Source organism: Maribrevibacterium harenarium (assembly GCF_006385675.1).
In the GTDB taxonomy this organism is placed as follows: domain Bacteria; phylum Pseudomonadota; class Gammaproteobacteria; order Pseudomonadales; family Marinomonadaceae; genus Marinomonas; species Marinomonas harenarium.
This window is the reverse complement of record NZ_VFRR01000001.1, coordinates 155,427-169,843: the sequence shown is the minus strand read 5'-3', so window position 1 is coordinate 169,843 and position 14,417 is coordinate 155,427. Positions and strand designations below refer to the sequence as shown.

Below are 14,417 nucleotides of genomic sequence, written 5' to 3'. Positions count from 1 at the left end.
AAAAAGAGGCATTATGCCTCTTTTTCAACCGGTTGCTTAGTTAGCTACGACTAACTGTTGCGCTTATTTAAACGTCCGAACAGGAAACCGCCCGCTAAGCCAGCTAACACGGCTGCACCCCAAGGCCAATATTTACCAAACCAATCTTGATCGGTAAGGGATACAGCCACATCATCACGGTAAACCATTCGGTTAAAGCGGGTATCCGAGTAATTCATACCTTGGTGAACGATCAGATGAAGCTGCGCTTCTGGTTGTTCATTCAATCCACTGACACGCCAACGGAAGGTGACACGACCGTTATCAACTTGAGCATCGGCTTCAGCGGCACTCATTAAGGTCAACGCGCTATCACTAATCAACTCCGCGTAGAAACGCTGCCCCGGTACACTATTTTGCACATCGGCAGTGACCAACACCTCGAACACATCATTGATATTTGCACTGGTTGGCAACTGCCAACGTACATTGGCCAATTGGGTAGTGAGCTGCTGATTGAGGGAAAGGACTGCCCCTTCAAAGGGAATCAGGTTGTTAACTTGGGCTTCTAGTGACGTACGCAAATCCGCGTCTGCCGCACTTTTCTGCTTAATTTGATCAAGCTCAGCTCGCAGCGCTTGTTGCTGTTGGCGACTCGTTTGCAGGGCTTGCTCTAGCTCTGTAACCTTCTCTTTCTCAGCGGCTAGCTCGGATTCCAACATGGCAATTTGCACCGTGAGCGCTTTGTGCTTGTTCTCCAACTGTTGATACTGGCGCTCTGATGCCTGTAACTGACGCTCATAATGAGTTCCCGCATCCAACTCCGCTTCTAAGCGCACAATCTGGTCTTGGTAATCTGCTAGTAGCTTATTTTGTGCTGTAAGCTCAGAACGTAAACGATCAATTTTGGCTTCCAGTTCCGCGTTGTTATCCTGCACTTCGGTAGTCGTCTCAGAGGTAGCTGGTGCACTTACAAGCACCATTTTCTCTTTACCTAGTTCCGCATTACGTGCTTCCAGATCATCAATCACATCCCGCTGCACTCGAATCTTATCCCACAGCACTTGATGCTGCGCCCGTGCGTCAGACAGTGCACCACCAAGACGTAGGTTTTCCGCTTTAATATCCGCCAGCTGAGCCGTTAATGAACTGTTGCTTTGCTTGAGGCGGTTATAGTCGGAACGTAATTGCGCATGTTCCAGTTGCAAGTCACGATACTCTTGGCTAAGGGCGTAATGCTTACTATCGAGGGTACGATAATCTTTATTAAGCTGCATAAAGTCGGCTTCGCTTACCATGGGCTCCGATGGAACGACGGTTGGCGTTGACTCGACTTTAGGTTTTGTAGGTGGCGTAGGCTCTGTTTGGGCAAGCGCTAAATTTGCTTGCTGCTGTTGGCTAGCAAGGAGCTGTTGGTTGAGTTGTTCGATGCGTTGGTTGAGCTGAGTATTTTCCGTTTGTAGACGTAAAAAATCGTCTTCAAGCTGATCCCGCTGAGCCTTAACTTGCTCTAATTCCGACAGTTGGGTGGGGGCCATTTCCGGCGCTTGTTCTAACTCAGCGATACGTGCTTCCCGTTCATTGAGTTGACGGTTTAATTCAGCGATAGTCGCTTGATTAGCGGAGACATCTTGCTCTAGTTCCTTGATACGCGCCTTTAACGAAGCAATCTCCGCGGAGTTATCTGTCTGAACTGACGCCACTGGCTCGGGATCGACAGCAGGCGTGGGAGTAACTGGAGCAGCCACCGTTTCGGCAACTGGCGCGGCATCTGACTCGATTGCTCCCACATCTTGGTTTTGCTGAGTTGTACTACATGCTGCCAAGGTCAAAGCAAGGGCTATTGGTGTTAGCCTAGCAACGCTTCTCATTTTCCCACTCCCGCCTTTTTGTTAAACAGAACAAGCGATTATCATAGTTTTACTTGGTTATGCCAGATTTGCCAGTGAATTGCAAAGCACTTGCCACAGAATAGCCCTAAGATTGATCTTAGAAACGACCTTTTAACGAATTATTACAATCAAAAACGCCACCCGTAGGTGGCGCTATCAAGCGGTTAGCAACATTGATCCGTATTAATCCGCTAAGCTTTTTGATACCACTTCGTACACATCTTTCGACAAGTCCCCTGCCGCCAGTTGCTGTAAAGCGGACTTCATTGGATCGGACAAACTCGGAACCATCTTGCGCCAACGGGTCAGTGGGGTACAAAGACGGGATGCGATTTGCGGATTACGCTTATCCAGTACCGCAATCTGATCGGCTAAGAAGCGATAGCCAGCACCAGAGGCATCGTGGAACAAGGTGACGTTTTGCGTTAACCCTGCAAACACCGCACGCAGTTTGTTCGGGTTTTTCAGATCAAAGCTTGGGTGCTGCATCAAGCGTTCGATACGGCCAAGCCCCTCAGCGCTGGTTTGACTGGCGCTTAGGGTTAGCCACTTATTCACCACGAGGGACTCTTGCTGCCATTGTTCATAGAACGACGCCAGCAATTCATCAGCTACTTCTAAGTCCTGATCAACCGCAGTCGCCAGAGCCGCATACTGATCTGTCATGTTATCCGCATTACGGAATTGGTTTACCAAGGCCTGTTGCGCCTGCTCATCACCGGAGGCTACCCAGTAGCTCAGTGCCACGTTTTTCAAGGCACGGCGAGCAATTTGCGCTTCGTTGGGCTGATAAGCTTCCTGGACGTTCAAACGCTCATAAGTGCTAGCGAATGACTCCGACAAGGCTTTGGCAATCTGTCCCTTGAGATGGTCACGAGCCGTTTTAATGGCTTGCGGATCGATCTGCTCCGCCAATTCGGATAAGTAGGCAACAGAGGGCAAGGTCAGGATAAGGGCGACCATGGCAGAGTCCAATTGCTCATCAGCCAATAGCTGGCTGAAGCCTGACACCAAGGCGGATTCTTGATTGAGGGATTCACCGGACTGCACCTGCGCAATCAAGGCTTGTAATTCATTCACAGCGATTTGCTGACCGCTATTCCAGCGGTTGAAGCCATCACTATCATGGGCAAGCAAGAGAGCCAGTTGCTCGGTGGTGTAGTCGTAGCTAAGTTTCACCGGTGCTGAAAAGCCACGCAACAAAGATGGCACAGGGCGTTCTGCAACCTGTTCAAATACCACCGACTCTTCACCTTGCGTCAAGGTGATGACGGTTTCTGTCGTTGTTTCGCCTGCTAGGTTGAAACGTAAACTACTACCATCTTGGCCAATTAAGCCCATTTTAACCGGAATCACGACGGGGAGCTTGGTCGGCTGCCCTGGGGTTGCCGGTGTCATCTGGGAAAAATTGAGGGTATAGGTTTGCGCTTGTTCGTCGTACTCATCGGTCACTTGCACTCTTGGTGTTCCCGCCTGAGAGTACCAGCGTTTAAACTGGGTTAGGTCCACGCCATTAGCGTCTTCCATGGCTTTGACAAAGTCATCGCAGGTTACCGCTTGGCCGTCATGGCGGGAGAAGTACAAATCCGAGCCTTTACGGAAGCCCTCTGCCCCCAACAAGGTGTGGATCATACGCACTACTTCCGAACCCTTCTCATACACGGTCAAGGTATAGAAATTGGAAATCTCGATGTAGGACGCTGGACGTATTGGGTGCGCCATCGGGCCGGCATCCTCAGCAAACTGGGCAGTACGCAGGAAGGACACGTCCTCCACTCGTTTCACTGTTTCAGAATGCAAATCCTCAGAGAAACTTTGGTCACGGAAAACGGTAAAGCCTTCTTTTAGACTTAGTTGAAACCAATCACGGCACGTCACTCGGTTACCAGACCAGTTATGGAAATACTCGTGGGCAACAATGGCTTCGATACGTAGATAAGCATCATCCGTGGTGGTATCAGGACGTGCTAATAAACAAGATGAGTTAAAAATATTCAGGCCCTTGTTTTCCATGGCCCCCATATTGAAATCATCCACCGCCACGATCATAAAGATATCCAGGTCGTATTCACGACCGTAAACATCTTCGTCCCACTTCATGGAGCGTTTTAACGCCCCCATGGCATAGTCTACTTTGTCGATATTGTGTGGCTCAGTGAAGATTTTAAGCGTAACGTCTCTGCCACTACTGGTAGTGAAGGTATCACTAATGTGCTGCAAATTACCGGCAACCAACGCAAACAAATAAGCAGGTTTCGGATGAGGATCATGCCAAGTGACTATCGTTTTACCTTCGTCACTGACGCCACGTTCCACCTCATTACCATTGGAAAGCAATGTGGGGTACTTCTCGCCATCTGCGATCAATGTTGTGGTGAAAATCGACATCACATCGGGACGATCTAAATAGTAGGTAATATGGCGAAAGCCTTCTGCTTCGCACTGGGTACAGAACATACCGGAGGAGCGATACAAACCTTCTAATCGGGTGTTGTTTTGGGGCTCGATAACAGTTTCCACCGTCAGCAGGAACTGATCTGGCGTCGCTGTAATCACCAGCTGATGCTCGGCATTAATATGGTATTCTTCCGCTGGCAAGGTGTAGTTATCGATGGCGACACCGATCAGTTTCACATCTTCCCCACCGTCAAGTACGAGGGGCGTAGTGATACGACCTGCTGATGGATTGCGACGCATATGCAGCTTCGAGGTCACCACGGTAACACTGTCGTCTAGATCAAACACCAACTCGGTGCGATCAATTAAGAAATCTGGGACGCGATAATCTTTCAAGTAAATGGCGGCAGGTTTGTTCTCGCTCATGGTGCGCTCCTAGGCAGTAAATTCCACTTCATATCCGGTGTACTTACGAAGGTTAATCACCCCCGTATCTAAAATCCAATACTGGCCTTTGATACCCAACAAGGTACCGCTAATCTCTGGCTGTTTTTCCGCATTTAAGCTGACTACTTTGGTCGGATAGGACAATACTGGGTAGTCAAATTGATGTGTTTGGCCGTATTCCACTTCGGTAATGGCTTGAATACCAAACTCATATTGCAAGCCATCTAACTGTTGCCATACCTGCCCAATCAAACGCTCTTGTTCTGCTTCCAAATCAATAAGTTCACTGGGGCCTTTCAACATGGTGCGCCAATTGGTTTTGTCGGCGACCACATCTTTGAAGATGGTTTCCACTAAACCGGATAGACGTCGATTAGGGACGATAAACATGGCACGCGCTTGGGTAGCGCCCTGATCTAACCAACGGGTTGGGAGCTGATCACCACGGGTAATACCGACTTTTAAACCAGAGGAATTGGCAAGGTATACATAGTGGCTTTGCATACAGTACTGCTCGGCCCACTCTGGCTCGCGGCAGGTACCTAAATGGTAATGGCACTTTTCTGGGCTCATAATGCAGCTGTCGCAAGCGGCAAGCTTCTTGAAGCAAGAAAAACAATACCCTTGGCTAAAGGACTTTTTCGTCGGTCGGGAACAACCGATACAGCGGATTGCGCCGCTAAAACGTAAGGACACTGACTGCCCAATGTAAGGGGCTAAAGGCACAGTTTCATCGTTTAGCTGTAGTTGGTAACTCACCGCGCCCTGCTCGTTCACAGCGGTACGCATTTTTCTTAGGTTGCCAATCATGCCTTACCGTCCGGGTTTGTTACCCACTTGACGGTGTCGTGTTCCAAGGTATCGGTTTTGCTGTCACAACCAGAGTGAGCTTCCCGGCTAATGTAACCCACTCGATCTTCTTCGTTCTTACGGGTATAGTCGTACGTAATAACAGCCTGTAAACACAATTCCTTTTGCTCCTCAGTGAGCTTGACGCCATTTGGCCATTTGCCGAGCTCTACTGCTTGTTTTAAACGCCCATATACTGCTGGCGTCATGTTGTCGATCATGTCTCTAAAATTCATTGTCTTACTCCGCTCTCAAAACTTACTGCCAAGGCGTCGGAACACCAAGCGCACCAACAAGGCACCACAAATGCCGCCGACGAGGCCAGATAAATGGGCTGTATTCGCCATATTGCCCAGTCCAACGCTACCTAGTAAATCGGTATAACCTAACGCCAACCAAATCAAAAAGAACACCATCAAGGGTTTGGAGATAAGCGTCGGTATGCGGGGAAGTAATAGTGGCAATAGCCACGCAAAACCCACTAGGCCATAAACCACGCCAGATAGTCCGCCAAAAACCGGATATTCGTCGATCACAAACTGGGCTAAATTACTACCGACCGCAACCAGTAAAAACCCGATCAGGTAGGCGAGCTTACCCACCAATTGTTCGATCTTGCGCCCTAAATCCCAGATCCACAAACTGTTAAAGACGATATGCATCATGCCAAAGTGTAAAAAAGCAGGGGTAAGCAAACGCCACCATTGGCCCTGCTCCAACACCTGATCCAAGGTTAGAAAATGCAGGCTGTTGCCACTGACGTAAAATGGGGTAATGGTGAACCAGCTCACTGTCGCGAGGTCTTCCCCCAACGAGGTCAATAGCGCGACAGTAGCAGTAAGTAAAAGAATAAGAGTGGTTACAGGGGAGCCTAAGAAGGTAGCAGCGATCCCTGATGGCTTAAGTTTGACTTTGGCTGAAACTGCCATCTCAGGGTGTTGTTGCCACTGCTGAATGACTGCGGTGGCTGCACCAATATGGTTCGGATCATAAAGCCAGACTTGCATACCACGATCAGACGGCATGATTCTATGCCCGATAGAATTGGCCCAAAGGCGCTTACTTAGTTCTCCCGGATCTTCGCCAACTGCAAATTCGTAAATCAATATCATGGATACACTCTGGGCTTACTATCACTGAAAGCAACGTTCACGGAACACCAGCGAAAGTTGCTTCCACTCGATGTTCATTACTAGGGGCGATAACCGCTTTGCCAACCCAATTTCGTTCGACAAACATCGTAAAAATCGTGACTTTTCGGATGAATCAAACGTAACGCACCAGCACGGCGGTTGATAAAGATTTCGTCCCCCGGCGCGGCAGTAATATTGAGCTGACCGTCACAACTTACGCTGGGATAGGTCAAGTTGGATTCACACACTACGATGCGAATTTTTGCGTTGGCATCAATGACAATAGGACGATTACTGAGGGTGTGAGGATGCATCGGCACAAGCACCAGGGCTTCAAGCTTGGGTAGCATAATTGGTCCACCAGCAGACAAGGCGTAGGCTGTGGAGCCAGTCGGTGTTGCCACGATTAGCCCGTCGGATTTTTGATTCATCACGAATTGATCGTCGATAAATAAATCAAAACGAATCATGCGCGCGGATTTGCCGGGGTGCAACACCAAGTCATTCAAGGCTAAACCTTCACCGCTAGGGCGATTTTGGCGTTTGATCTTCGCTTCAATCATGAAGCGTTTTTCTTCAAGATACTCGCCATTGAGTATTGGCGTTAGGTCTTCTTCAAAGCTCTGGGGGGAGATATCGGTCAAAAAGCCCAGTGTGCCGCGGTTAACACCAATCACCGGCACATCGTAAGCACAAATAGCGCGAGCGGCTCCTAGAAAGCTACCGTCACCACCGACAACCGTGACCAGATCACAAACTTCACCTAACGATTTTAGCGGCGCATTATCGACCTCAACACCGGGCAACATGGCCGCTAGGTCAGACTCTAACACCGGCGCAACGCCCTTTTCGATCAAGAAATCCATCAGGCGTTTCACTGTATCTAAAATTTGTGGCTTGTCTAAGCGGGCAATAATACCGACGCGTTTAAAAAGACTCATGTGCCGCTCTCTTCCGTCTGCTATGTAAAAGGGGTACTTGATACCAAATCAAGGAGGTCTCGGTGCGTTATGACGCACTCTCGTATAAAAACACCCGAAACGCTGGGTTGTTAACCCAGTGGGCGAGCTGACTTTATCACGGAAGCACCTATTAGCGCTATTCACCCGATTCTCGGCAGATAAATTTTACCCGTTAAAACCACGCCACCCTTGCAAGCCACCGGTATGAATCACCAGCGTGCGGGTGTACTGCCATCGACCACTGCCCATCAGCGCATTTATTTTGTACAACGCTTTTCCAGTATAAATAGGATCGAGTCGTACACTGGGATTAAGCTCATGAAAAACTTCGATAAATTGCCGTAGGGGGTCGGAAAGCTTGCCAAAACCACCATTCCAATCATCATCCCAGAAGCTCAGACACGTTTTACCTTGGCCCACTTGCGCTACAATTTGCTGGTGCTGTACCGAGGCTCCTTGCAGTGCACTGAAAATACACAAATTCTCTACTTGTTGGGCTTGGATAAGTCCAATAGCGGTAGTGCCGGTTCCTGCTGCCACGGCCCAGGCGTCACAACCAAGCGCCTGAGTACGTTGCCCAATTTCATACCCCCAATCACGGCACCCTTGGACACCCAAGTCGCCGCCACCGCCTTCCGGCACCCAATACACTCGCCCATATTCCTGATCTATAGCGGCTTTTACCGAGGCATTTAAACCAAGTCGATAATCCTTACGTAAACTGGGAAAGAGTATAGCCCCTGCGGCAACGGCATCCTTTAAAGTTGGAGTAAGCTGGGGAGCCGTCTCGCCACGCACCACTACCAAGGGCGTCAAGCCGGCCTTGGCGCAGCTGCTGGCAAAGGCGTGTATATGATTGGAGTAGGGACCACCGAAGGTGGCGATATAGGAGTATCCTTCCCATAACGCACGCTGCAGGTGGTGTTTGAGCTTGTGCCATTTATTACCCGGAGCGTCAGGATGCTCCTTGTCACCTCGATAGAGATAGAGCTCTACCCCGGTGGGTTGATTGGGTAATTGAATAGTGTCAACCAAGGCATTCGTCATTCTCGCTGCAGTGTGTATTGGAAGTTTCGCCATGAGCATTTTGATCTATATCAACTCTATTTTTCATGCAAGAAAATCACGAAGCAGGAGCAATGTTTGATAGAATCACCCTACCCCCATAAATCGGAGACAGTAACATGATTCCTAAGCTCTCTGAAGTCTCGCCCGTTCAGGCCAAATACCTCGCATTTATCGAGCGCCTGAAGGCTTCAGGATTTTCCGGTGATACCAATCCAGACTACGCCAACCGTGTCGTACTTGCCACTGATAACTCAATATACCAGGTATTACCACAAGGGGTGATTTACCCCAAGAACACCGCCGATATTCAGCTTTTAACGCGCCTTGCCAATGACAAGGAATTTCACGATATCGTCCTAAGCCCTCGCGGTGGCGGCACCGGAACCAATGGCCAATCTCTTACCGATGGTTTGGTGGTTGATTTATCCAAGCACATGAACCAAATCTTGGAAATCAACGCTGAAGAAGGTTGGGCGCGAGTACAAACCGGCGTTGTTAAAGACCAATTGAACAAGGCCATCGCCCCCTATGGGCTGTTCTTCGCTCCAGAACTATCCACCAGTAACCGGGCAACCATTGGTGGCATGATCAATACCGACGCCAGCGGACAAGGCTCGGTGATGTACGGCAAAACCCGTGATCATGTACTGGAACTCAAGACTGTCCTGTTAGACGGTACCCTACTTGATTCTCACTCCATCAGCGATGATGAGCTTCACGTTATTTGCCAAGGCAGTGACTACGCCGCCCACGCCCACCGGGTGGTGAACAATATTGCCGAGACCAAGCAAGAACAGATTAAAGCCACTTTTCCAGAGCTGAACCGCTGTCTGACGGGTTATGATTTAGCCCACATCCGTGATGAAGACGGCCGCTTCAATATGAATAATATCCTCTGCGGCTCAGAGGGCACTTTAGGCTTTATTGTTGAAGCCAAAGTTAATTTACTACGCATTCCTAAATATGCCGCGCTGGTTAACATTCGCTATAACAGTTTTGAGGCTTCGCTACGCCACGCCAGAGAACTACTTGCGGCCAGTCCAACCTCAATTGAAACGGTTGACTCTAAAGTATTAGGGTTGGCCAAAGGCGATATTATTTGGGGGTCGGTGGCAGAATTTTTCCCCGAAAATGCTGGTGAAGACATACAGGGCATCAACTTGGTGGAATACACCGGCGATAGCGAGCAGGAAGTGCTCGGCAAGATTAAAGTGCTGACCGACCGCCTCGATCAAGTCGTGGGGAAACCGGGGGAAAGCACCCTTGGCTACACTATTGCCAATGGTCACGCCGACGTAAATAAAATCTGGGGGATGCGCAAAAAGTCCGTTGGTTTACTAGGCAATGCCCAAGGGGAGCGTCGACCAGTGGCCTTTGTGGAAGATACTGCCGTACCACCGGAAAACCTTGCCGACTACATTATGGAGTTCCGTGCCGTGCTCGATAGCTACGGGGTAGCCTACGGCATGTTCGGTCATGTGGATGCTGGGGTGTTACACGTACGCCCTGCCTTGGATCTGAAAGAAGAAGAGCAAGAACCACTGATCAGAGAAATCACCGATAAAGTAGCCGCCCTGACACAGAAATACAACGGGCTATTGTGGGGCGAACACGGTAAAGGGGTTCGCTCCGAATACGCACTCGAATTTTTCGGCGACCTGTATCCCGCTATCCAGCAAGTCAAAGGTGCTTTTGACCCCCGTAACCAATTGAATCCCGGTAAAATTGCTACTCCTTTCGAATTGGGTGCAGAATTACTAAAAATTGACGAAGTGCCCATGCGCGGTCAATTTGATCGGCAAATTCCCCTAAGTAACCGGGATCAATTCAAAGAAGGCATGTACTGTAACGGCAATGGTGCCTGCTACAACTTTGACCCCCACGATGCTATGTGTCCGTCTTGGAAAGGCACCCGGGAGCGTATTCACTCACCGAAAGGGCGCGCGTCTCTGATGCGGGAATGGCTGCGCGGCATGAGCAATCAAGGCGTAGATGTGAAAAAGCAGAGCCATATCGCCCAACACACTGGGTTTGTGGCAAGCTTCTTCCCGCGCTTGAAAAACACCCTAGCGAAAAAACGGGGGGAGTACGACTTCTCCCATGAAGTTCACGAATCCATGATGGGGTGTTTAGCCTGTAAATCCTGCGTTGGTCAGTGCCCGATCAAAGTCGACGTACCTGAGTTTCGCGCTAAATTCCTTGAGCTTTACTACAGCCGCTACCTACGTCCTGCCAAGGATTATTTTATCGGCGCATTGGAATACATGATGCCGACTATGGCTCATTTCCCACAGCCCTATAACTGGCTCATGGGGCAAGGCTGGTTTAATACCCTGTCCGCAAAATACCTAGGGGTATCCGATAGTCCGAAACTTTCTAAGTACAATTTGAAGAAAGAAATGGCCCGTCGAGGAATACGTCTTGCCACTCCCATGGCGATTGAGGCACTTAGCCCGAAAGATCGCAAACGGGCAGTGATTGTGGTGCAAGATGCCTTTACCAGCTACTTTGAGACCGAGCTAGTGCTAGACATCATGGAGCTGTTAACGCGCCTCGGTTTCCAAGCCTACCTCGCCCCCTATATGCCGAATGGTAAGCCTCTACATGTGCATGGTTTTATGCGGGCCTTCTACAAAGCCGCCCGTAAGAACTTAGACATGCTGCAAAATCTGTCATTTTATGGTTTGCCATTAGTTGGTATAGACCCTTCCATGACACTGACTTACCGTTCCGAATACGCCAAAGCCTTTGGCAACACTCGTCCGGTGCCAAAAGTTCAGTTGCTGCAAGAATGGCTGGCGGAACAAACTCATCATTTAGAAAAGCGTGGTATTACTCCGGCAGATCGCACCTTCCATATGATGGCTCACTGTACCGAGAAAACCAATGCGGCCCCGTCCATAGGCGATTGGCAGCAAGTGTTCAAATTGCTTGGACTATCCCTGAAAGTGGAGAACGTGGGGTGCTGCGGTATGGCAGGTACTTATGGTCATGAAACCGCCAACAAGGAAACCTCCCAGAAGATCTACGAGCTGTCTTGGAAAGACAAGGTCAATGACCCTGCCCTGCAAGATAAACTGGTGGCCACCGGCTACTCCTGTCGCTGTCAGGTGAAACGCTTCGATGACGCCATCATCAAACACCCTGCTCAGGTACTTTTAGAACACGTTAAAGCGATCTAACGTGCTACAGGAGCCGACCACTTGGTCGGCTCCTCTTTTAGGAATCCCCATGACGGTTATTTATCAATGCCAAGACGAGTTTGGCCAAATCAGCGTGATCGATGATGGCAAATTTCGCCTACTCTCATTTGCCGAAGGGGATGAACAATCCCGCATTTGGCTACAAAAGCCCCATGTACTGCAACATGAATACACCCAAGCCATGGTTCTACCGTTGTTATTCGCCGCGCCTAAACGCATCACTTTGCTGGGGCTTGGGGGCGGCACCCTAGTTGGCGCACTAAATCAGGTGTGCAACAAAGCCCATATCCATGCAGTCGAACTACGCCACGAGATTATTACCATCGCCCAAGAGTTTTTTCGTCTACCTTCCGGCAAGCGCATTACCCTAGAACAAGGGGACGCCTTTGCCTATCTGGACAACCCCATAGAAAAGAAACAAGACTGGCTAATGACCGATCTATACCAACATTTTGGCATGGATAAGCGCGTATTAGCGGAGCATTTTGTTGCCCAGTGCAAACAGCAATTAAAAAGCGACGGCATGCTGATATTAAATTGTTGGACGGAGCACCGCACTCACCCAGATCTAAACGATGCCTTGAGCCAGCATTTTGCCCATATTTACGGAATCGATACTGGTGCGGGTAACTGGGTGATATTTGCGACCAACCACTGGCCAGAGCTAAGTAATAAAGCAGCTAAAGACTACTGCCAACAACTCGAAAGCAGCTTAGGTTTTTCACTGCAGAAATGGTGGCAACGACTGGAGTGCGTTAAATAAAAAGGCGCCAATCGGCGCCTTTAGGACAGTAACATTCACTTAGGCGCCAGCTAGCACCTGATCCACCAACGCCACTGCAGCTCGTTCTAACTCATCAAGATGAGTCTCAGAAACAAAGCTTTCTAAATAGATTTTATACACGTTTTCCGTGCCGGATGGACGGGCAGCAAACCAGCCGTTATCGGTGACAACTTTAAGCCCGCCGATTGCTGCATTATTACCCGGTGCATGGGTAAGCTTTTGGGTAATAGGATCACCCGCTAGCTCCTCCTGCGCAACCATTTCTGCTGAAAGATTCTGCAAGATACGTTTTTGCTCCGGCGTCGCCGCCACATCAATACGCTTGTAATAAGGACGCCCGTATTTAGCTACCTGCTCTTCAGACAATTGATGGGGTGTTTTGCCAGTTACTGCCAAAATTTCCGCCGCTAACAGAGCTAGAATAAATCCATCTTTATCCGTTGACCAAACAGTACCGTCTTTACGCAAGAACGACGCACCGGCACTCTCTTCGCCGCCGAACGCCATGGTGCCGTTAAACAGCCCATCAACGTACCATTTAAAACCAACCGGCACTTCACATAGCGTTTTACCTAGTCCCGCCACGACTCGGTCAATCATGCCGGAGGAAACGAGTGTTTTACCAAATTGAATGTCGCTCGGCCAGTTAGGCCGGTGGGCAGCCAGATAGCCGATTGCCACCGCCAAATACGCATTTGGATTCATCAAACCTGAATCTGGGCAAACGATTCCATGACGGTCATAGTCCGGATCATTACCAACAGCAATATCAAATTGATCTTTGAGTTTCAGCAAGTTCTGCATGGCGAAAGGCGAAGAGCAATCCATACGGATTTTGCCATCTTTATCCAACGGCATGAAACTAAATGTAGGGTCAACTTTTTCGTTTACGACCGTGATATCAAGACCATACTGTTCAGCGATTGGTTGCCAGTAGGCGATACCGGAACCACCCATTGGGTCAACGCCGATACGCACACCCGCTTTGCGAATGGCTTCCATATCTATCACATTACCTAAATCACTAACGTAATGATCTATGTAATCAAACTGTTGTACCAATGGGCTGGCTAACGCCTCAGCCAAGCTCACTTGCTTTACGTCGGTCAAACCATTGGCAAGCAAGGCATTGGCGTTGGCGGCAACCACATCGGTGATATCTTTGTCCGCTGGCCCACCCATGGGTGGATTGTATTTAATACCACCATCTTCTGGTGGATTATGAGATGGAGTAATAACAATACCGTCCGCCAACTGGGGGTGATGTTTATTGTGCGTTAGGATGGCATGGGAAATAACCGGCGTCGGAGTGAAGCCCCCACCCTGCTGCACACGCACATGGATTCCGTTCGCTACTAGCACTTGCAACACGGTGCCAAATGCCGCTTCCGACAACGCGTGGGTATCTTTGCCCACATACACCGGGCCAGCAATACCTTCACTGATGCGGTAATCTGCAATGGCTTGGGTAATGGCTAAAATATGATTTTGATTAAAACTTGAGTTCAGGGCGCTGCCCCGATGACCTGAAGTGCCAAAGGCTACACGCTGAGTGCTTTCTTCCACATTTGGCTGGTACTCAAAATAGGCACTCACCAAAGCGGGTACATTGACAAGAGATGAAAGTGGAGCAAGCTGCCCTGCTTGAGGGTGGGACGCCATAGACAAGGTTCCTTTTCGTATTCTGATACAGAGTTATGATT

The 14,417-nt window shown here is 49.4% G+C and carries 10 protein-coding genes; 2 read left to right on the top strand and 8 right to left on the bottom strand.

Features of this window, described 5'->3' with window-relative positions; all coding sequences use genetic code 11:
* Positions 1-50 precede the first annotated feature (50 nt).
* From FJM67_RS00835 to FJM67_RS00805, 7 genes are all read right to left on the bottom strand, one after another.
* Positions 51-1,850 (bottom strand): hypothetical protein, encoded by a 1,800-nt coding sequence (locus FJM67_RS00835; RefSeq protein ID WP_140586755.1) that lies wholly within the window; start codon positions 1,848-1,850, stop codon positions 51-53.
* Between the two features lie 204 nt (positions 1,851-2,054).
* On the bottom strand, positions 2,055-4,694 hold the full coding sequence (pepN, locus tag FJM67_RS00830; protein WP_140586754.1) for an aminopeptidase N: 2,640 nt from the start codon (positions 4,692-4,694) through the stop codon (positions 2,055-2,057).
* A gap of 9 nt (positions 4,695-4,703) precedes the next feature.
* The gene (locus tag FJM67_RS00825) at positions 4,704-5,525 is read right to left on the bottom strand and encodes a DUF2797 domain-containing protein (protein WP_140586752.1); all 822 of its coding nucleotides are present in this window, start codon (positions 5,523-5,525) and stop codon (positions 4,704-4,706) included.
* On the bottom strand, positions 5,522-5,800 hold the full coding sequence (locus FJM67_RS00820) for a YeaC family protein (protein WP_140586751.1): 279 nt from the start codon (positions 5,798-5,800) through the stop codon (positions 5,522-5,524). Before FJM67_RS00820 ends, FJM67_RS00825 begins: the two co-directional genes overlap by 4 nt.
* Positions 5,801-5,815: 15 nt before the next feature.
* Positions 5,816-6,676, bottom strand: a complete 861-nt coding sequence (locus tag FJM67_RS00815; protein ID WP_140586749.1) for a rhomboid family intramembrane serine protease — start codon at positions 6,674-6,676, stop codon at positions 5,816-5,818.
* An 80-nt stretch (positions 6,677-6,756) separates the two neighbouring features.
* Positions 6,757-7,638 carry an NAD(+) kinase gene (locus FJM67_RS00810; protein ID WP_140586748.1) on the bottom strand — a complete coding sequence of 294 codons (882 nt, stop codon included), beginning with the start codon at positions 7,636-7,638 and terminating at the stop codon, positions 6,757-6,759.
* Between the two features lie 186 nt (positions 7,639-7,824).
* Positions 7,825-8,739, bottom strand: a complete 915-nt coding sequence (locus FJM67_RS00805; RefSeq protein WP_181161394.1) for a 1-aminocyclopropane-1-carboxylate deaminase/D-cysteine desulfhydrase — start codon at positions 8,737-8,739, stop codon at positions 7,825-7,827.
* A gap of 104 nt (positions 8,740-8,843) precedes the next feature.
* Here FJM67_RS00805 and ydiJ point away from each other — a divergent pair, with 104 nt between their 5' ends.
* Positions 8,844-11,909 carry a D-2-hydroxyglutarate dehydrogenase YdiJ gene (gene ydiJ / locus FJM67_RS00800; RefSeq protein ID WP_140586744.1) on the top strand — a complete coding sequence of 1,022 codons (3,066 nt, stop codon included), beginning with the start codon at positions 8,844-8,846 and terminating at the stop codon, positions 11,907-11,909.
* A 49-nt stretch (positions 11,910-11,958) separates the two neighbouring features.
* Positions 11,959-12,693 (top strand): spermidine synthase, encoded by a 735-nt coding sequence (locus FJM67_RS00795; protein WP_140586742.1) that lies wholly within the window; start codon positions 11,959-11,961, stop codon positions 12,691-12,693.
* Positions 12,694-12,732: 39 nt separating this feature from the next.
* On the opposite strand, the gene pgm is transcribed toward FJM67_RS00795, so the two are convergent.
* Positions 12,733-14,376, bottom strand: a complete 1,644-nt coding sequence (pgm, locus tag FJM67_RS00790; protein WP_140586741.1) for a phosphoglucomutase (alpha-D-glucose-1,6-bisphosphate-dependent) — start codon at positions 14,374-14,376, stop codon at positions 12,733-12,735.
* Positions 14,377-14,417 lie beyond the last annotated feature (41 nt).

What these genes read in the sequence shown, in the direction of transcription:
- FJM67_RS00835 (WP_140586755.1), bottom strand. Translation starts at nt 1,850, where the DNA reads ATGAGAAGCGTTGCTAGGCTAACACCAATAGCCCTTGCTTTGACCTTG.
- pepN (WP_140586754.1), bottom strand. Translation starts at nt 4,694, where the DNA reads ATGAGCGAGAACAAACCTGCCGCCATTTACTTGAAAGATTATCGCGTC.
- FJM67_RS00825 (WP_140586752.1), bottom strand. Translation starts at nt 5,525, where the DNA reads ATGATTGGCAACCTAAGAAAAATGCGTACCGCTGTGAACGAGCAGGGC.
- FJM67_RS00820 (WP_140586751.1), bottom strand. Translation starts at nt 5,800, where the DNA reads ATGAATTTTAGAGACATGATCGACAACATGACGCCAGCAGTATATGGG.
- FJM67_RS00815 (WP_140586749.1), bottom strand. Translation starts at nt 6,676, where the DNA reads ATGATATTGATTTACGAATTTGCAGTTGGCGAAGATCCGGGAGAACTA.
- FJM67_RS00810 (WP_140586748.1), bottom strand. Translation starts at nt 7,638, where the DNA reads ATGAGTCTTTTTAAACGCGTCGGTATTATTGCCCGCTTAGACAAGCCA.
- FJM67_RS00805 (WP_181161394.1), bottom strand. Translation starts at nt 8,739, where the DNA reads ATGGCGAAACTTCCAATACACACTGCAGCGAGAATGACGAATGCCTTG.
- ydiJ (WP_140586744.1), top strand. Translation starts at nt 8,844, where the DNA reads ATGATTCCTAAGCTCTCTGAAGTCTCGCCCGTTCAGGCCAAATACCTC.
- FJM67_RS00795 (WP_140586742.1), top strand. Translation starts at nt 11,959, where the DNA reads ATGACGGTTATTTATCAATGCCAAGACGAGTTTGGCCAAATCAGCGTG.
- pgm (WP_140586741.1), bottom strand. Translation starts at nt 14,376, where the DNA reads ATGGCGTCCCACCCTCAAGCAGGGCAGCTTGCTCCACTTTCATCTCTT.